General features: G+C 66.6%; 19 protein-coding genes. 2 read left to right on the plus strand and 17 right to left on the minus strand.

Annotated features, from left to right (window positions below; translation table 11 throughout):
• Nucleotides 1–206 precede the first annotated feature (206 nt).
• Nucleotides 207–2,576 (minus strand): endonuclease MutS2, encoded by a 2,370-nt coding sequence (locus tag HMPREF0372_RS16250; RefSeq protein ID WP_007494883.1) that lies wholly within the window; start codon nucleotides 2,574–2,576, stop codon nucleotides 207–209.
• A 116-nt stretch (nucleotides 2,577–2,692) separates the two neighbouring features.
• On the opposite strand from HMPREF0372_RS16250, the gene HMPREF0372_RS16255 reads away from it, so the two are divergent.
• Entirely contained in the window at nucleotides 2,693–3,259 is a 567-nt protein-coding gene (locus HMPREF0372_RS16255; protein ID WP_009257527.1) for a hypothetical protein, read from the plus strand.
• Here HMPREF0372_RS16255 and HMPREF0372_RS16260 read toward each other — a convergent pair.
• The 10 genes from HMPREF0372_RS16260 to HMPREF0372_RS16305 all read right to left on the minus strand — a co-directional run bounded on the left by HMPREF0372_RS16260 (nucleotide 3,256) and on the right by HMPREF0372_RS16305 (nucleotide 10,832).
• The gene (locus HMPREF0372_RS16260) at nucleotides 3,256–3,657 is read right to left on the minus strand and encodes a DUF3795 domain-containing protein (RefSeq protein WP_154250406.1); all 402 of its coding nucleotides are present in this window, start codon (nucleotides 3,655–3,657) and stop codon (nucleotides 3,256–3,258) included. The genes HMPREF0372_RS16255 and HMPREF0372_RS16260 overlap by 4 nt on opposite strands.
• Before the next feature lie 2 nt (nucleotides 3,658–3,659).
• The gene (locus HMPREF0372_RS16265) at nucleotides 3,660–4,520 is read right to left on the minus strand and encodes a PhzF family phenazine biosynthesis protein (RefSeq protein ID WP_039997850.1); all 861 of its coding nucleotides are present in this window, start codon (nucleotides 4,518–4,520) and stop codon (nucleotides 3,660–3,662) included.
• Nucleotides 4,521–4,522: 2 nt separating this feature from the next.
• Entirely contained in the window at nucleotides 4,523–5,272 is a 750-nt protein-coding gene (gene recO, locus HMPREF0372_RS16270) for a DNA repair protein RecO (RefSeq protein WP_007494889.1), read from the minus strand.
• 204 nt (nucleotides 5,273–5,476) lie between these two features.
• Complete coding sequence (gene era / locus HMPREF0372_RS16275; RefSeq protein WP_009257524.1) at nucleotides 5,477–6,370, minus strand: GTPase Era; 894 nt, start codon at nucleotides 6,368–6,370, stop codon at nucleotides 5,477–5,479.
• 188 nt (nucleotides 6,371–6,558) lie between these two features.
• Nucleotides 6,559–6,771: a hypothetical protein gene (locus tag HMPREF0372_RS16280; protein ID WP_007494893.1), complete on the minus strand. Its 213-nt coding sequence runs from the start codon at nucleotides 6,769–6,771 to the stop codon at nucleotides 6,559–6,561.
• Complete coding sequence (ybeY, locus tag HMPREF0372_RS16285; protein ID WP_007494895.1) at nucleotides 6,764–7,267, minus strand: rRNA maturation RNase YbeY; 504 nt, start codon at nucleotides 7,265–7,267, stop codon at nucleotides 6,764–6,766. The genes HMPREF0372_RS16280 and ybeY overlap by 8 nt, the downstream gene beginning before the upstream one ends.
• Entirely contained in the window at nucleotides 7,264–8,229 is a 966-nt protein-coding gene (locus HMPREF0372_RS16290) for a PhoH family protein (protein ID WP_007494897.1), read from the minus strand. Before HMPREF0372_RS16290 ends, ybeY begins: the two co-directional genes overlap by 4 nt.
• A complete protein-coding gene (locus HMPREF0372_RS16295) occupies nucleotides 8,226–9,458 on the minus strand; it encodes a sporulation protein YqfD (protein WP_007494899.1) in 1,233 nt (410 codons plus the stop codon). The genes HMPREF0372_RS16290 and HMPREF0372_RS16295 overlap by 4 nt, the downstream gene beginning before the upstream one ends.
• Nucleotides 9,459–9,470: 12 nt before the next feature.
• Nucleotides 9,471–9,752 (minus strand): YabP/YqfC family sporulation protein, encoded by a 282-nt coding sequence (locus tag HMPREF0372_RS16300; RefSeq protein WP_007494901.1) that lies wholly within the window; start codon nucleotides 9,750–9,752, stop codon nucleotides 9,471–9,473.
• A gap of 75 nt (nucleotides 9,753–9,827) precedes the next feature.
• Complete coding sequence (locus tag HMPREF0372_RS16305) at nucleotides 9,828–10,832, minus strand: tRNA nucleotidyltransferase (RefSeq protein WP_007494903.1); 1,005 nt, start codon at nucleotides 10,830–10,832, stop codon at nucleotides 9,828–9,830.
• Nucleotides 10,833–10,937: 105 nt separating this feature from the next.
• On the opposite strand from HMPREF0372_RS16305, the gene murC reads away from it, so the two are divergent.
• Entirely contained in the window at nucleotides 10,938–12,311 is a 1,374-nt protein-coding gene (murC, locus tag HMPREF0372_RS16310) for a UDP-N-acetylmuramate--L-alanine ligase (protein WP_007494904.1), read from the plus strand.
• Between the two features lie 60 nt (nucleotides 12,312–12,371).
• On the opposite strand, the gene mreB is transcribed toward murC, so the two are convergent.
• The 6 genes from mreB to HMPREF0372_RS16335 form a co-directional block, all read right to left on the minus strand.
• Nucleotides 12,372–13,394, minus strand: coding sequence for a rod shape-determining protein (mreB, locus tag HMPREF0372_RS16315; RefSeq protein ID WP_007494905.1), 1,023 nt, complete (start codon nucleotides 13,392–13,394; stop codon nucleotides 12,372–12,374).
• A 125-nt stretch (nucleotides 13,395–13,519) separates the two neighbouring features.
• A complete protein-coding gene (locus HMPREF0372_RS16320) occupies nucleotides 13,520–14,179 on the minus strand; it encodes a ComF family protein (protein WP_007494906.1) in 660 nt (219 codons plus the stop codon).
• Entirely contained in the window at nucleotides 14,176–14,352 is a 177-nt protein-coding gene (locus tag HMPREF0372_RS20200) for a type II toxin-antitoxin system antitoxin (RefSeq protein WP_009257519.1), read from the minus strand. The genes HMPREF0372_RS16320 and HMPREF0372_RS20200 overlap by 4 nt, the downstream gene beginning before the upstream one ends.
• A gap of 108 nt (nucleotides 14,353–14,460) precedes the next feature.
• Nucleotides 14,461–16,671: an SF1B family DNA helicase RecD2 gene (gene recD2 / locus HMPREF0372_RS16325; RefSeq protein WP_039997854.1), complete on the minus strand. Its 2,211-nt coding sequence runs from the start codon at nucleotides 16,669–16,671 to the stop codon at nucleotides 14,461–14,463.
• Nucleotides 16,672–16,824: 153 nt separating this feature from the next.
• Entirely contained in the window at nucleotides 16,825–17,163 is a 339-nt protein-coding gene (locus HMPREF0372_RS16330; RefSeq protein ID WP_007494911.1) for a hypothetical protein, read from the minus strand.
• Nucleotides 17,164–17,211: 48 nt separating this feature from the next.
• Complete coding sequence (locus HMPREF0372_RS16335; RefSeq protein WP_024725047.1) at nucleotides 17,212–17,703, minus strand: COG2426 family protein; 492 nt, start codon at nucleotides 17,701–17,703, stop codon at nucleotides 17,212–17,214.
• Nucleotides 17,704–17,834 lie beyond the last annotated feature (131 nt).

A 17,834-nucleotide genomic window follows, 5' to 3' on the forward strand; every position in this document is an offset into this window, starting at 1 on the left:
GGAATCGATTCCCCCCGGAGGCCCCCCACGCGCTCCCGCGGGGGACGGGGGCTGCTCTACCGAAGCTCGGCGATGGTCACGCCATCCTCACGGCGCGGAGGCTTTCTGCGGAAAGCCTGTCGCTTCGCTCCAAAGCCGCGCCTTCCGGGGGGAATCGATTCCCCCCGGAGGCCCCCCACGCGCTTCCGCGGGGGACGGGAGCTGCTCTACCGCAGCTCGGCGATGGTCACACCATCCTCGCCTTCGCCGTAGCGGCCGGGGCGGAAGGACTTGACGTAGCGGCTGCGCTTGAGGTGCTCCCGCACTGCCTTGCGCACCGCGCCGGTGCCCTTGCCGTGAATGATGCGCACCTCGTTGAGCTTGCCCAGCACCGCGTTGTCCAGGAAGAGATCCAATGCGCCGATGGCCTCGTCGGTCATCATGCCCCGGAGATCCACCTCCGGCGAGGCCCCCAGGGAGCGCAGCTTGTGCTCGGCCCGGGCCACCACCTTCTTGGCGGACTGCTGGGTCTCCCCCTCCACCACGCGCACCTCCTCCTGCCTGGCGGTGATCTTCAGAATCCCCGCCTGGAGCTGGAGGGAGCCGTCCTTGTTGACCGACAGGACGGTGGCCTGGGTGCCCATCTTCACCAGCTCCACCGTGTCGCCCGCCCGGGCCGGCCGGGTGGGAGGCGGGGCCGGCTCCTCCGGCCGGGCTCCCAGCTTCCCCTCCGCCTCGTTGAGGCTGCGGCGCAGGGCGGCCCGCTCGTCGTTGACCCGCTGCCAGTCCTCCTCCTTCCGCTGGCGGCGGCGCATGTCGTTGAGCTCCTTGAATACCTGGTCGGCGGTGTCCCTGGCCTCGTCCAGAATGGCCCGGGCCTCCGCCTGGGCCTTCTCCACCGCCTTGGCCCGCTCGGCCTCCATCTTGGCCTTGTACTCCCGGGATGCCTTGGCCGTCTCCTCCATCTCCCGCCGGAGCCGGGCGGCGGCCTCTTTCTCCCGCTCCATCTCCTGGCGCTGCTCGTCCAGTTGGGTGAGCACGTCCTCGAAGCGGACGTTCTCCGCATCGATGCGGGCGGCGGCCTTCTGGATGATGGACTTGGGCAGGCCCAGCCGCTCCGAAATGGCAAAGGCGTTGGACTTGCCGGGGATGCCGATGAGCAGGCGGTAGGTGGGGGCCAGGGAGTCCACGTTGAACTCACAGGAGGCGTTCTCCACCCCCGGCGTGGTCATGGCGTACACCTTCAGCTCGGCGTAGTGGGTGGTGGCGGCCACCAGGGCCCCCATCTCCCGGGCGCTCTCGATGATGGCGGCGGCCAGGGCCGCACCCTCGATGGGGTCGGTGCCCGCCCCCAGCTCGTCAAAGAGGATCAGGGTCTCGCCGTCCGCCTCCCCGAGAATACCCACAATGTTCACCATGTGGGAGGAAAATGTGGACAAACTCTGGGCGATGGACTGCTCGTCGCCCACGTCGGCCAGCACCCGGCGGAACACCTTTACCCGGCTGTCGTCGGAGACGGGGATATGCAGGCCGCACTGGGCCATGAGGGTGAGCAGGCCGATGGTCTTGATGGTCACCGTCTTGCCGCCGGTATTGGGGCCGGTGATTACCAGGGTGTCGAAGTCCTCCCCCAGCATCAGGTCGTTGGCCACCGCCCTGTCCGGGTCCAGCAGGGGGTGGCGGGCCTTCCGCAGGTACAGGCCGCGCTCCACGATTCTGGGGGCGCAGGCCCGCATCCGGTAGGCCAGCTTGGCCCGGGCGAAGATCACATCCAGAAGGATGAGCAGATCGTAGTCCTGAGTGATATCGTCCTTGAACTGGGCGCACTCGGCGGACAGCTCCGCAAGGATGCGCTCAATCTCCTTCTCCTCCCTGGCCTGGAGCTCCTTGAGCTCGTTGTTGGCCTTCACCACCCCCATGGGCTCGATAAAGAAGGTGGCCCCGGAGGAGGACACGTCGTGCACCAGGCCGGGCACGTCGTTCTTGTGCTCCGACTTGACGGGCACCACGAAGCGGTCGTTGCGCTGGGTGATGATGGCCTCCTGGAGATATTTGGCCTGGTTGGAGGAGAGGAGCTTGTTGAGGATGTCCCGCACCTTGGAGGCGGTGGCCCGGATGTGCCGCCGAATGGAGGCCAGCTCGGGGCTGGCGGCGTCGGCGATCTCGTCCTCTCCCACGATGGAGCCGGTGATCTTGTCCTCCAGAAAGCGGTTGGCGGTCAGGGAACGGAACAGGTGGTCGATGCAGGTCTTTTTCCGCTCGTCCCCCTCACCGTACTCCCTGGCGGAGCGGGCCGCCCGCAGCACCGCCGCGATGTCCAGCAGCTCCCGGGTGTTGAGCGCGCCCCCCATGTGGGCCCGCTGGAGGGAGGCCGCCACCGGCTTGACGCCGGAGAAGGAGGGGCTGCCCCGCAGGGCGCTCATGTCCACAGCGGCGCTGGTCTCGTCCAGCGCCCGCTGGACATCGTCCGGGTCGGTCATGGGCCGCAGCGCCAGGCAGCGCTCCTTGCCCTCCTGGGTCACAGCCTGGCCGGCCAGGCGCTCAAGCACCTTGGGCAGTTCCAGAATCTGAATGGATTTTTCAAATAAATCGGTCATAATTCGTTTCCTTGCTGTTTGATTGCCGCGTTGTTCCGCGGAGCGCCGCGCCTGTGCCCCAAGATTCGCGCACCCGAAGCCCCCCGGGCGCATACCCTATGGGCAGGAGGGATCTTATGGAACAGAAACGGCTTGACTTATATACGTTCTCCGAGCGTCAGCTCATATTACTCAATACCTGTATCAATGCGTGGCGGGGGAGCACCTTCTGGGCCCTCATGTATATGCAGAGCCGGCTGTTCCACGCGGAAAACGTGGACAGCATCTATCGGGAGCTGCAGGCCCAGCCCGCCCAGTACGATCAGATCATGGAGCGCTACTATGGCATCCAGCTTATTGTCGGTGCCGCAGCGGCAGGCTCTCCGCTCTACCGCTACTACGCCGCTTATCTGGACGCGCTGGACGCGCGGCAGCGCAGCCAGGCTGAGCGCATCCGCTGCCAGTGGCTGGACCTCAACCGGCTCACCGCCGCCCGGCTGTCCGCGCTCAACCCCCACTGGGACGCCAGTTTATGGAGCAGCATGTTTATCCACAATACCACCCTGCTCTGCGATGCCGCCGACCAGGATCTGCTGGGCAATTACCACGCCATCAGCGCGTCCTACCTGCTGCTGGACCAGCTCGCCTGCGAGATGGGCGAGTACATGAGTGTGGGGATCATCCGGCAGTTTCATATCTCCTAGTCCACGGGCCGCCCGCACTCTGAGCAGACTCCATCGTGGAGGGAGATCACCCCGCCGCAGGTGCAGAGCCACCGCCTCCGCTGCCCGGCCAGAAGGGCCTCCGCCTCTCCCGCGGCGGCCCGGCGTCCAGTCTCCGCCAGGCTGATCCCCCAACGCTTTTGATAGGTCTTTTCCAGCGCCGCCATAGACTTGCATGGAAACCGGGAACAGGCGGCGCAAAATGCCACGCCCCGCTCCGCCGCGCAAGCTTTCAGGGCGCAGTCCCGGCAGTGGGGCGGCTTGTTCGACGCGCCGCCCCTGCACCCGAGGCAGGCCCGCCGGGGAGTCAGGTGCCGGTAGCACACCTGGCAGTTCATTCCGCAGGGGGCCAGCAGCTCCGGCGGAATGGCGTCTGGCATGATCACAGCAGCTCACACCGCAGGGCGAGCACCGCCCGGCCGCCCACCTGAACCTTGACGCCGTCGCCCCCGTCCGTGAGACGGCTGAGGATCTCCGAGGGCTTGCCCATCTTCTCCCCCTGGACAAAGCGGTTCTCCGCCCCGGCGGCCGTCAGCCCCCGGCGGTACAGATAGTAGGTCAGCGCCCCGTTGGAGGTGCCGGTGGCCGCCTCCTCCGGGATGGCGTACAGGGGGGCGAAGTTGCGGCAGTGGGCCGCGGCGTCGGGGGTGCTGGGGCAGAACATGTGCACCCCCACCACGCCGTAGCGCTCCGACAGGCGGGTGACCTCCCCCTCGTTCTGCTCCGCCCGCTCCAGGGCGGCCAGATCCCGGACGGGCAGCAGGATGTCCAGCAGGCCGGTGCTCACCGCCTGGGCCTCCAGGCCCTCCGGCCGGTCGGCCAGGGACAGGCCGTAGGCGGCGTACAGCTCCGCCTGCTCCTCCTCCGAAAAGCTCCGGCCGTCGGCGGGGGGCGCCATGTCCATCCACACCGCGTCCGCGCCCACCTGGATGGACAGGTCTCCGGAGCGGGTGTGCAGGGCATACGTCCCCGGCCCGATGGCCCCCGTCTCCCGCAGGACGGTGAAGGAGGCGATGGTGGCGTGGCCGCAGAGATCCACCTCCTCCGCGGGGGTGAAATAGCGGATGTGGAAAGAGCCCTCCCCCGTCCGGCGGACAAAGGCGGTCTCCGAGTGCTTCAGCTCCCCGGCTAGGGCCCGCATGAACCCCTCCTCCGGGAAATCCGCCTCCCCCAGCAGGGCCACACCGGCCTGATTGCCGGAGAAGCGCCGGGTGGTAAAGGCGTCCGCTACAAACAGTTCCATATTCAATTCCCCCATTGTTGATAAAAATCCAGGGTACGAAAGCCCCGGTCAAGCTGCGTGGTCAGAAATCGCTGGCAGACGTGGGACAGGCAGGACAGGCCCGCCCCCTCCAGCCGGAAGGAGAACAGGCGCTTGGGATCGCCGTAGACGATGTGACGCATGGCCGCCAGGGCTCCCCCCTCCAAGGGGACGGCGGCTCCCTCCCCCGCCTCCGTCCGGCAGGCGGCGCAGCAGAGCACCCCCTCGTTCAGGTGGAACAGAGGCGGCTCCGGCTCCGGCGCGCCGCACACCGCGCAGGCGTCCAGCAGGGGCTCGTACCCCTCCAGGCACATGAGCTTGAGCTCGAAGGCCGCCTTTACCAGCGCCAGGGGCCGGTTCAGCCTGTCCAGGGCATAGAGGGAGTTAAGGATGAGGGAGAGGGCCATCGGATCGGGCCGCCCCTCCACCGCCACCGCCTCCATCACTTCCGCAAAGTAGGAGGCCAGGCTCAGCCTCTCCAGATCGGATCTGACGCGCCAGAACTGCTGGAGGGACTCCGCCTCGTTGAGGGTGAAGTAGTCCCGGTATTCAAACAGGGTCATGTCCGAATAGACCAGGAGCTGGGCCGCGGCGGCCAGGGGACTGCCCTTCCGGCGGCAGCCCCGGGCCTTGACCGTGCGCTTGCCCCCCTCAGCGGTGAGCACGGTGAGCAGCTTGTCCGACTCCTTATAGTTGACCTCCCGGAGCACCAGGCCCTGGGTGCTGATGTGCATGGGCTTCCCTCCACTATTATGTATGCGGGCGCGCCGCGCCCGCGTGCTCAGCCCTTCACCCTCCGGTAAAGGCTGTAGACCTCCGGCAGGCCGGTCTGCAAAAACAGCCGCCAGAGCAGCTCCGCCCAGCTCATGGCACAGCCCCCCTTTCTGTCTTTAGGTTGGCTGGCCGCGTTCCGTTTATGAGCGGTAATTTCTGCGCCCTTACTCGTCCCGGTATCCGAAATTCTTGATCAAATTCATATTATCTCTCCAGTTTTCTTTTACCTTCACCCAGGTCTGGAGAAACACCTTCGTGCCCATAAAGGCCTCAATGTCGGTGCGGGCCAGGGTGGAGATCTTCTTGAGCATGGCCCCGCCCTTGCCGATGATGATCCCCTTGTGGCTGGCCTTTTCACAATAAATGGTAGCGTCCAGGTCGATGATACCGTCGTCCCGCTCGGAAAAGGTGGTGATCTCCACGGCGGTGCCGTGGGGAATTTCCTTGTCCAGGCAGAGCAGCAGCTTCTCCCGGATGATCTCGGCGCACACCTGGCGTTCCGGCTGGTCGGTGACCATGTCCTCCGGGAAGAGCTGGGGCCCCTCGGGCAGGAACTGGGCCAGCAAGCCCAGCAGCTCGTCCACCCCCTCGTTCCGCTTGGCGGAGATGGGCACGATGGCGGCGAAGTCGTGGGCCGCGCCGTAGACCTGCATGACGGAGAGCAGCTCCTCCTTCTCCACCGTGTCGATCTTGTTGATGACCAGCACGGCGGGGACGTTCAGCTCCTTGATGCGCCGGATCAGCTCCGCCTCCGGCCCGCCGATGTGGGGGATCGGCTCCACCAGCAGAAGCACCGCGTCCACGTCGGCCACGCTCTCCTTGACCACCTTCACCATGTAGTCCCCCAGGCGGGTGCGGGCCTTGTGCAGGCCGGGGGTGTCCAGAAAGACGAACTGGCAGCCCTCCCGGTTCACCACCGCGCAGATGCGGTTACGGGTGGTCTGGGGCTTGTTGGTGACGATGGCGATCTTCTCGCCCACCAGGGCGTTGGTCAGGGTGGACTTACCCACGTTGGGGCGGCCCACGATGCTGATCATTCCGGATTTTCTAATTTCCATAGGTGATCCTCAACTTTCTTGAGCGGTTTTATGATAATTTTTTCCGACAGGGGCGGCCGAGCACATTCGCGTCTGCGCAGGCGCAGGCTGTGGTAAGGCGCGGAGTCGTTCAGCGGCCCGGCAGCCGAGTCCCCTGCAAATGGTGTGTAAATCGTTACGGAAGGTCAGCGCGTCAAGGATGCCGCGCCCTACGCGTCCGGATCGTCTCTCCCCTTCAGCGCCTCATACAGGCCGTAGGCACAGCCGAATACGACGCCGGGCAGGGCGAAAATCACGCCGCAGGCCACCAGCCCGGCCACGTCTCCGCCCGCCAGCGCGCCCAGCGCCATGCACAGCAGCCCGCAGGCGAGCAGGGAGATCGCCCCGCCGCCGCCGGCGTACCGCAAAAGCCTCTTATCCATCCGCGCCCTCCCGGGTGATGCCCAGGGCGGCCAGGATGGCCTCCTCGCGTTCCCGCATCTGGGCCTTCATCGGCCCCTCATCCAGGTGGTCGTAGCCCAGCAGGTGGAGCACCGAGTGGACGGCCAGGTAGGCCGCCTCCCGCTCCGCGCCGTGGCCGTACTCCGCCCCCTGGGCTTCCGCCCGCTCCAGGGAGAGCACCATGTCCCCCAGAGGGACCAGTCCGGTGCCAGGGTCGGCCTCCACGTCGTCCAGGGTGGGCGGTGCGCCGGGGGTAAGCTGGAACATGGGGAAGGAGAGCACGTCGGTGGGCCGATCCACGCCCCGCTGCTCCAGATTGATGGCGTGGATGCCCTCGTCGTCGGTGAACAGCACGTCCACCTCGCAGGGGAAGGACACCCCCTCCGCCTCCAGCGCGGCGGGGATCACCCGGCGCAGCAGCCCGGCATAGGGCTCCGCCCCGTCCACCTCGGTCTCGATCAGAATTTCGTGGTTCATCGCTTTCCCTTCCTCTTTTCGTCCTCCTCATAGGCCTTGATGATGCGCTGGACGATCACGTGGCGCACCACGTCGGCCTCGTTGAGCCTGCAAATGGCGATGTCCTCCACGCCGTCCAGCACCCGCATGGCCTCCTTCAGCCCGGACACCGTGTCCCGGGGCAGGTCGATCTGGGTGATGTCGCCGGTGATGACGATCTTGGAGCCGAAGCCCAAGCGGGTGAGGAACATCTTCATCTGCTCCCGGGAGGTGTTCTGAGCCTCGTCCAGAATGATGAAGGAGTCGTCCAGGGTGCGGCCCCGCATGTAGGCCAGGGGGGCCACCTCGATGCTGCCCCGCTCCAGGTATTTGTTATAGGTCTCCGCCCCCAGCATGTCGAAGAGGGCGTCGTACAGGGGCCGCAGATAGGGGTCCACCTTGCTCTGCAGATCGCCGGGCAGGAAGCCCAGCCGCTCCCCTGCCTCCACCGCCGGGCGGGTGAGGATGATGCGGTTGACCTGCTTGTCCCGGAAGGCGGCCACGGCGGCGGCCACCGCCAGGTAGGTCTTGCCGGTGCCCGCCGGGCCGATGCCCAGGGTGATGGTGTTCTTCTTGATGGCGTCCACATACCGCTTCTGGCCCAGGGTCTTGGGCTTGATGGGCTTGCCCTTGGCGGTGACGCAGAGCACATCCCGGGCGATGTCGTTGATGTGCTCCTCGTTGCCCGCCTTCACCAGATTGATGATGTAGCGGACGTTCTGCTCGGTGATGGTCTCCTTCCGCCCGGCCAGGCCCAGCAGGCCCTGGACCGCCTTGACGGCGTAAAGGACGTTCTCCGCCTCCCCGGAGATCTTGAGCTGGTCGTCCCGGCTCACCACCGAGACGTCCAGCTCGTGCTCAATGAGCTTGATGTTTTCGTCAAACGAGCCGAAGATGTCGATGACATCTTCAATGCGCTCGATGCTGATGGTCTGTTCGATCATGGTTCGGCCTCATTTTCTTCTGTAATAGACTCCAGCGGCACAAAGCGCCCGATCTCCTCCGTGCACTCGGCCTGGAGGGTGACCTCCAGCCGTCCATCCCGCTGTGCGGAGGAGAAGCTGGTATGCACCACCTCGCCGTCTCCCAGCCGCGCCCGAAGGGCCTCCAGCAGCCGCTCCTCCAGCAGCCGCTCCGCTGCGTCCGCGTCCACCGGCGCGGCGGCGAGGGTATAGGCCCGGCAGGTCTCCCGGCTCAGGGCCAGGGGCATCTCCCGGCCGCCGGGCAGGGTGAGCGCCCAGGTATCTGTTATTTTATCATACTCAGGGAAGGAAATTCCACTCTTTCCGAAAAAATCGATGCGATGTCCCAGGATGCTCAAGGTCCAGCGGCTGGCCTTCTCGCCGGTATACGATTTCACCTGGGCCTCCAGGGGGATGGAGGCCGTCATGGTGTGCCACGTCCGGGCAAAGACCTGTCCCTGGGCCCGCACCAGTATTTGGCCCAGGTTCTCCAGCTCGCTGTACTGGGGGGCATCCAGGGTCACCGCGCCGGAGATGAGCACCTCCCCGGCCAGCACCGTGTCCCCCTGGGCCACCAGCGCTTCCCCGCTGAGGGGCTCGATATGGGTCACAATGCCGGAGGACCGGGCCACAATGCTGCCCACCTGCTCCTCATCATCCACTTCGGGCGCAGGCACCGCCTCCCGCACCAGCACCTCCGCCCGGGTGCCGTGGAGGTTGACCGACATCCAGGCCAGCTCGGGCAGGCCCAGCAGGGCCGCGCTGCTGATGGTCCCCTCGTCCAGTCCGGGGCCGTATACCCCCGGCCGCAGCCCCTGCCGCCGCAGCTCGGTGAGGATCTCCGCTGTGGAGACCGCCTCGTTGCCCTCCACTTCGATGGTGAGCACAAACTGAGAGAGGACGCATACCGCCGTCAGGGAAAGGACCAGCCCCACCAGCAGGGCATAGCGCCGCCGGAACCGGCCCAGAAAAAAGGGCACGCCGGACTGTTCCGCCGGCACCACGGTACACAGCACCTTGTCCCCCAGCGCCCGGGCCGGGCCGCTTCCCTGCCGGGTGACGGTGAGGCGCAGGCGGGTGGCCTCCAGCCACTCCACGTTCCAGAACACAATGCCCCGCTGGGCGCAGAGGTTGAGAAACCGCTCCGGAAAGGCCCCGGACACCTCCAGCCGGACGCTCCCCCGCAGGGCGTTGACCATCCGCTTCAGCATGCCTCCGCCCCCCTATTCCAGCTCCACGGCCGTAATGACGCCGGTGATCAGGAGCTGGCTGGCGTTCATGCTCCGCAGCTCCAGGCCGGAGCCCCGCACCTTCACCACCAGCTTGCCCCCGGAGATGTGGATCTCCTCGCCGCCGTAGGAGAGAATTCCCTTGTGATTTTCCATCCGCAGCTCCCGGCTGCCTGTCAGCTCAATGCGGGGCAGGCCCGCCACCACGTCCCCCGGCAGATCAAATACCTCCGCCGTCTTTTCCAGCAGGCCCTCCCGCTTTCCGCTCCGTTCCATGGCCGTCCCTCCTCGTCCCTAATGCTTATGCCGGGAGGACGGCGTTCTTGCCTGTCCAAGCGAAAATGGCCGCCCCTACGGCCCGCTCAGCTCCGCCCGGGCCAGGGCCAGCAGCCGCGCCGGGGTATTGTCCTCCGGGTGGGACAGGATGTGGGCGGCCAGGCGGCGCTGGGCTGCGCCGATGGCCGGGCCCTCCAGCCCCAGGGCGGCCAGCTCCCCGCCGGAGAGGGCCAGGGCGCGCACCGCCTCGGCCTCCGGGTGGAGCACCCCACGGCGGAGGGCCCGCTCCACCGGCAGGGCCGCAATGGGAAAGCCGGTCAGGCGGCAGAAGGCCCGCCACCGGGGCACCGGCTCCGGCGGCTCCTCCCGGAGCGCCAGCAGGCCGGGACAGTCTGGACTCCCCCCCAGGTGGGCCAGCAGGCCCAGCCGGAGCAGCTCCCCCGCCAGCTCCGGCCGGGGGGAGAGCAGGATCTTCTCCAGCTCCGCCTTGATCCGCTCCCCCGACAGGTTTTCCGCCCGGCGGGCACTGCGCCGGATGGCGTCCAGGGTGCCCTTCTCGATGGAGAAGCCCAGTTGGGCGGCGAAGCGCACCGCCCGCAGCATCCGCAGGGCGTCCTCGGCAAACCGCCGGTCCGGGTCGCCCACGCAGCGGATCACGCTTCGGAACAGATCCGTCTGCCCGCCGTACCGGTCGATCACCATGCCGTTTTCATCCAGGGCCATGGCGTTGACGGTGAAATCCCGCCGGGCCAGATCCTCCGCCAGAGTGGCGTCGAAGTCCACCGCGTCCGGGTGGCGGCCGTCGGCATAGCCTCCCTCCCGGCGGAAGGTGGTCACCTCCACCGGCCCGTCCTCCGTCCGCACCGTGACCGTGCCGTGGCGCAGGCCGGTGGGGACCGTGTGGGGAAAGAGCTCCATCACCCGCTCCGGCCGGGCGTCGGTGCACACATCGAAATCCCCCGGCGTCCGGCCCAGCAGGAGATCCCGCACGCAGCCCCCCACCGGGTAGGCCGCGTGTCCTGTCCGCCGCAGCGTGTCCAGGCAGGCCCGCACGCCGCCGGGGATGGGCCATCCCTTCATTTTTCCGCCTCCCTCTGGTATCTTTTTCTTGCTATTTGCCTATAATGGTTTATAATATTGTGTTCGGAACTTATTATAAACTAGAGCAAAGGGTGTGTAAACCCCATGGCAAGCGCCAATATTCACGACTACATCGCCCCCGGCCGCAGGGCCCACCTAGTGGGCATCGGCGGGGTGTCCATGTCCCCCCTGGCCGAGGTGCTTCACAAGGCGGGCATGGTGATCACCGGCTCGGACATGCGCAACAGCGCCACGGTGGAGCACCTGCGCGCCCTGGGCATCCCCGTGGCCATCGGCCACCGGGGGGAGAACGTCCAGGGCGCGGAGCTGGTGATCCGCACCGCCGCCGTCCACGACGAAAACCCCGAAATCGCCGCCGCCCGCGCCGCGGGCATCCCCGTCTTTGAGCGGGCCCAGGCCTGGGGAGCCATCATGAGGGGCTACAAGAACGCCCTGTGCATCGCGGGCACCCACGGCAAGACCACCACCACCTCCATGTGCACCCACATCATCATGGCCGCCCGGATGGACCCCACGGTGATGATCGGCGGCACACTGCCCCTGTTGGGCTCCGGCTACCGGGTGGGCCACGGGGACACCATCATCCTGGAGAGCTGCGAGTACTGCAACTCCTTCCTCTCCTTCTTCCCCACCGTGGCGGTGATCCTCAACATCGAGGCCGATCACCTGGACTTCTTCAAGGATCTGGACGACGTGGAGCACTCCTTCCGCGCCTTCGCCGACCGGGTGCCGGAGAGCGGCATCATTGTGGCCAATGCCGACGACGCCAACACCATGCACACCCTGGAGGGGGAGGAGCGGCCCGTCCTCACCTTCGGCCTGGAGCAGGGCGATGTCCGCGCCGCCAACCTCGCCTGGAACCGGGGCCTGCCCTCCTTCGACGTGGTGTACCGGGGGGATGTGTTCACCCACGTGGCCCTGCGGGTGCCCGGCGAGCACAACGTAAAGAACGCCCTGGCCGCCGCCGCCGCCGCCATCGCCCTGGCGGTGGAGCCGGAGGCCGTCTCCGAGGGCCTGGCCGCCTTCCGGGGGGCGGGCCGCCGCTTCGAGCACAAGGGCACCTACCACGGGGCGGAGGTGTACGACGACTACGCCCACCACCCCGGTGAGCTCCACGCCCTGCTCTCCGCCGCCCGCACCCTGGGCTATGAGCGGGTCATCTGCGCCTTCCAGCCCCACACCTATACCCGCACCCACGCCCTGTTCAACGACTTTGTGGAGGCGCTCCGCGCGCCCGACATCACCCTTCTGGCGGAGATCTACGCCGCCCGCGAGGTCAACGACATCGGCATCTCCTCCAAGGATCTGGCGGCGCGCATCCCCGGCAGTGAGTACTATGCCACGCTGCCCGAGGTGACGGAGCGGCTGCGGGCGCTGGCCCGGCCCGGCGATCTGATCCTCACCGTAGGCGCCGGCGACATTTTCACCGTGGGCGAGGCCCTGCTGCGGGAGGGCTGAGCCGCAACACAGCGTAAAACAGCACGCCCGGCCGCTTGGCCGGGCGTGCTGTTTTATTCTTCAGTTCATCTGCTTTCTGCGGGAGAGGTTGATGGTGCCGTCCTGCATGGAGTCCACGTCGTCCAGACTCTTGCCAGTGCCGTAGGCCACGCAGGAGATGGCGTCGTCGGCCACATGGGTCTCGATGCCGGTGTGGGACTCGATGAGCTTGTCGAAGCCCCAGACCAGGGAGCCGCCACCGGTCATGCAGATGCCGTTGGTGGAGATATCGGCCACCAGCTCGGGAGGCGTGCGCTCCAGCACGCCGTGGATGGCCTCCAGGATGCGGGTGGAGACCTCCTCGAAGGCCTCGATCATCTCGCTGGAGGACACAGAGAACACCCGGGGCAGGCCGGTCATGAGGCAGCGGCCCTTGATCTCCACCGTCTGCTCCTCCGGGCGGGGGAAGACGCAGCCGATCTGCATCTTCAGCTCCTCCGCCGTCCGCTCACCGATGAGTACATTGTGCTTGCGCCGTATGTACTTCACGATGGCCTCGTCGAACTGGTCGCCGGCGATCTTGATGGAGGTGGACTCCACGATGCCGGACAGGGAGATGACCGCGATGTCGGTGGTGCCGCCGCCGATGTCCACGATCATGTGGCCGTCGGGCTTAGCGATGTCGATGCCCGCGCCGATGGCGGCGGCCACGGGCTCCTCAATCAGATAGACCCGCCGGGCGCCCGCCTGGATGCCCGCGTCGATGACGGCGCGCTCCTCCACCTCGGTGATGCCGGAGGGGACGCAGATGACGATGCGGGGTTTGAACAGCCGGAAGGAGGTCACCTTGCGGATGAACTCCTTGAGCATCCGCTCGGTCATGTCGTAGTCGGAGATGACGCCCTCCCGCAGAGGGCGGATGGCGACGATGTTGCCAGGGGTACGGCCCAGCATCTGCTGCGCCTCGGTGCCCACCTTGAGCAGCTTGCCCGTGTTCTTGTCGATGGCCACCACGGAGGGCTCCCGCAGCACCACGCCCTTGCCTTTGACGTAGACCAGGATAGACGCCGTACCCAGGTCGATTCCGATATCCTTACTGAACATACCCGCACCTCGAAGTCTTGAAAGCTTTTGTTTTAGTTTATCCCAGAATTTCATGAATAATCCCCTATATTATACCGAAGTATCCGACCTATTTCAACGCTAATTTCCACAAACTTTCCCTGTTTCTATCCTCTCGCCCGGGCCAAGGTGGCGCATACCACCTCTCTGGCCCCCACGGTGCGCAGAATCCTTGCACATTCTGAAATAGTCGCGCCGGTGGTGATCACGTCGTCGATGAGGAGCACCCGTTTGCCCTCCACCAGCTCTGCGTCCACGGCGGTGTAGGCCCCCAGCACATTGGCCCGGCGGGCCGCGTCGCCGTCCAGGCCGGACTGGGCCTCGGTGTTGCGCCCCTTGCGCAGCGTCTCCACCGCCACCTCCCCCAGCTCCAACGCCGCGGCGCTGGCCAGCAGGAACGCCTGGTCGTAGCCCCGCTCCCTCCTCCTCTGGTCAGAGAGGGGCACCCAGGTGATGAGATCCCACCGCCCGTCCAGATGGTCGTGGACGCACTGGGCCACTAAGCGGCCGTAGGCCTTGTGGTAGCCCTGCCGCCCTTTGAATTTGTAACGCCGGATGGAATCCCGTACCTGGTCCCGGTAGGCCAGCGGAGAGGCGCACAGGGTGAAAAACTCCCCCGTCTGCTCCGCCTCCGGCCCCTCCAGCCAGGGCAGCTCCCGCTGGCAGCGGGCACAGAAGTCCCGCTCCCCCGAGGTGAGCAGCCGCCCGCAGAACACGCATTTGGGCGGGAAGAGCAGATCCAGCAGGACCCCCACCGGCCCGCTCATGACAGCTCCTCGTCCGGAATCGGACCGTGCTCCCGCTCGAAGGCGCGGACGCACTCTTGGATGAGGTGGATGACCTGCCAGTTGAGGGAGCGTCCCTCATACTCCGCAATGTAGACCAGCTTCTTGTGGAGCTGGCTGTCCATGCGGATGCCGAGGTGCTTGTCTCGCTTCATATTGACACCACCTTTCAGGGTGATGGTATCGGTTTGTGCACGCACTTTGCACTTATGCGTGCACATTAAGTTCTTCTTTTTCGCAGCCCAAACGGGGTGGGCGGAGCCTCACCCGTTGGCCAGCTGGGCCAGCCGCCAGCGCAGGCCGGAGTAGCGCCGCTGCTGACGGTCGTTGGCGGTCATGTGGGCCACCACGTCCTCGTCCCCCACCAGGATCAGGAGCTCCCTGGCCCGGGTGATGGCGGTGTAGAGCACCCCCCGGGTCAGGAGCATGGGCGCCCCCTCGCACACCGCCAGGATCACCGCCCGGTACTCGCTGCCCTGGGCCTTGTGCACCGTAATGGCGTAGGCGGGCTCCAGCTCCCCCAGCATATCAGGGGTATATTCAACCCGGCGGCCGTCAAAGTCCACCGTGAGGAGCTCGGCCCGGTTGTCCACCTCTACCACCTGGCCGATATCCCCGTTGAACACCCCCATGCCGGAGGTGAGGCCGTCCTTCCAGACCACATCGTAGTTGTTGCGCACCTGCATCACCCGGTCGCCCCGGCGGAATATGTACTCGCCGAAGCGGCGCTCCGGCCGGTCGGGGCCGGGCGGGTTCACCGCCTCCTGGATGGCCCGGTTCAGCGACGCGGTGCCCGCCGTCCGCTTGCGGGTGGGGGAGAGCACCTGGATCTGCTCCGGCGGGATGCCCATGTTGTTGGGCAGCCGGGTCTTCACCAGCTCCACGATGGTCTCCGCCGCCCGGGCCGGCTCCTTGCGGCGGAGGAAGAAGAAGTCGTGCTTGTTGTCCCGCAGGTCGGGCAGCTCCCCCCGGTTGACCCCGTGGGCGCTGCGGACGATGGCGCTCTCGGCGGCCTGCCGGAAGATCTCGGTCAGGCGCACCATGGGGATCACCCCGCTGCGGATAAGGTCGGAGAACAGGTTGCCCGGCCCCACGCTGGGCAGCTGGTCGGGGTCGCCCACCAGGATCAGCCGGCACTCCGGCCGCAGGGCGGACAGCAGGCCGTGCATGAGGGTGATATCCACCATGGAGGTCTCGTCCACGATCACCGCGTCGGCCTTCAGCGGGTCGCTTTCATCGTGGGCAAACACCAGCCGGCCGGAGTGGGGGTCGTACTGGGTCTCCAGAAGGCGGTGGATCGTGGTCCCCTCCGCGCCGCACAGCTCCCCCAGCCGCTTGGCGGCCCGCCCCGTGGGGGCGGCCAGGGCGGTCTCCAGCCCCAGGGCATCGAACAGGGCCAGCACTCCACGCAGGGAGGTGGTCTTGCCGGTGCCCGGTCCGCCGGTGAGGAGCATCACCTGGCTGGTGGCGGCCAGCTCCACTGCCTGGCGCTGCTGTGGGGCATAGGTGATGCCCTGCTCGGCCTGGATGCGGTCGATGAGTTCCTCCAGCCCATGGGGGGCCACGATCTCCCCCGCCGCCAGCTCCCACAGCCGGAAGGCCACGTACTGCTCCGCTTCACAAAGGTCGTGGAGGTAGACGGCCTGCTCCCCGGCCACCGGCTCCTCCACCACCTCGCCCCGCTCCAGCAGGGCCTCCAGCGCCTCCTCCAGGGCCTCCTCCCCCACACCGATGAGCTGGGCCGTGGCGGGCAGCAGCTTGCGCCGGGGGAGAAAGGTGTGGCCGTTGTCCAGGTTGTGGGTCAGCTCGAAGAGCAGCCCCGCCTCCAGCCGCTGGGGGTCGTCCCCCTCCATGCCCATAGACAGGGCCAGCGCGTCGGCGTTGGAAAAGTCCACCCCCAGCTCCCGGTCCACCAGCAGATAGGGGTTGCCCCGGATGATCTCCAGGGCCCGGTCGCCGTACTTGCGGTAGAGGGGCATGGCCAGCTGGAGGGGCACCTCATGCTCCCCCAGAAACTCCAGCAGGCGGCGCATGCCCATCTGCTGCCGGAAGTGCTCCCCCATGGCCAGGGCCCGCTTGCGGGTGATGCCCTTGATCTGAGTGAGCCGCTCGGGGTGCTCCTCCAGCACCGTCAGGGCCTCCTCCCCGAACTCCTCCACCATCCGCCGGGCGGTGGCGGCACCGATGCCCCGCACCGCGCCGGAGGCCAGGTAGTCAAAGATGGCCTTGGTGCCCGCGGGCATCCGCCGCTCCACCGCCTCGGCCTTGAACTGCTCCCCGTAGGAGGCGTGGTGCATCCATGTCCCCTGAACCGAGATGCTCTCCCCCGGCGCCACGCCGGGCAGGCACCCCACAACGGTGAGCCCCCGCCCCTCCCCCGCGTCCAGGCGGAGCACCGTGTAGCCGTTCTCCTGGTTCTGATAGATGACGGCGTCTACGGTGCCCTCGATGTAAGTCAGTTCCGCCTCCTGCATGGATGCTGCTCCCTCCCTTTTCTCACGGGATATCATATCATCTGCGCCCCGATTTGTCGACCGGCAAACGCATTTTTGCCCGCTTTGCCGCGCCGGAAATGCGCCGCCCGGCCCCTGCGCGCAGAAAAAAGTCCGCCGGCCGGCGGACCCTTTTCATGCCTTGATATACTCCCCCAGCCGCTCCGCCGGGCAGAGGACGATCCCCTGGCCGCGGGCCAGCAGGGCCGCGGCCACCGCCCGCCCCGTACCGTCCAGCCCGCCGTCGGCGATGACGATGGTGAAGCGGGCCAGCTCGCCGCCCCGCAGCCAGAGAAGCCCCTTCACGTCCTGTTCCAGGTGGGCCCCGTCCCCAGACGCGGGCACCACCGCGTACACCGGGCCGCCCCCGCCGCCGCCCACCGGGGTCAGCAGGCGGCCGAAGGTCAGCCAGCCCAGGGCCAACAGGCCCACCGCCGCCAGCAGGGCCAGGAGCACTTGCCAAATCGGGTTCATTTTCGCTCACCTCCAGGCCATTCTATGCCGGAGCTGAGAAAAAGGCGCTCAGGAGGCGAAAATCGCCACCACGCCCCCCGTGACAAAGGTCATAATCAGCCCCGCGGTGACCACCCCCAGGAAGATGGAGGGAATGGACTTGCGCAGGGGCATATCCAGCAGGGCCGCGATCAGCGCCCCCGTCCACGCCCCCGTGCCGGGCAGGGGGATGGCCACAAAGAGCCACAGGCCGATGTATTTGTACTTCGTTACCTTTTGCCCCTTCAGGTGGGCCTTCTTCTCCAGCTTGTCCACCAGAGCGTTGAGCCTGGGGGATCTGCGGCGCATCCAGTGAAAGATCCGGCGGATATATACGATAATAAAGGGGATGGGGAGCATATTGCCGATGATGCATACCACCAGTGCGTGGAGGGGGGCCAGCCCCAAGGCGGTGCCGAAGGGGACTCCGCCCCGCAGCTCGATCACCGGCACCATGGACACCAGCAGGGTAAGCAGGCTCTCGCCCCAGGTGGTGGAGGTCATCCATTCAAAGAGTTCCAACTGCAACACCTCATCTGTGAAGTCTTTGGTATTGTACCATACGCCCGGGTAAAATAACATTAAAAAAAAGTGAAATTCCAAATTTCTTTCCGCAGACACTGTAGGTTTGTCAAACATATTGGACGGTGAAC

Source organism: Flavonifractor plautii ATCC 29863 (assembly GCF_000239295.1).
In the GTDB taxonomy this organism is placed as follows: Bacteria; Bacillota; Clostridia; order Oscillospirales; family Oscillospiraceae; genus Flavonifractor; species Flavonifractor plautii.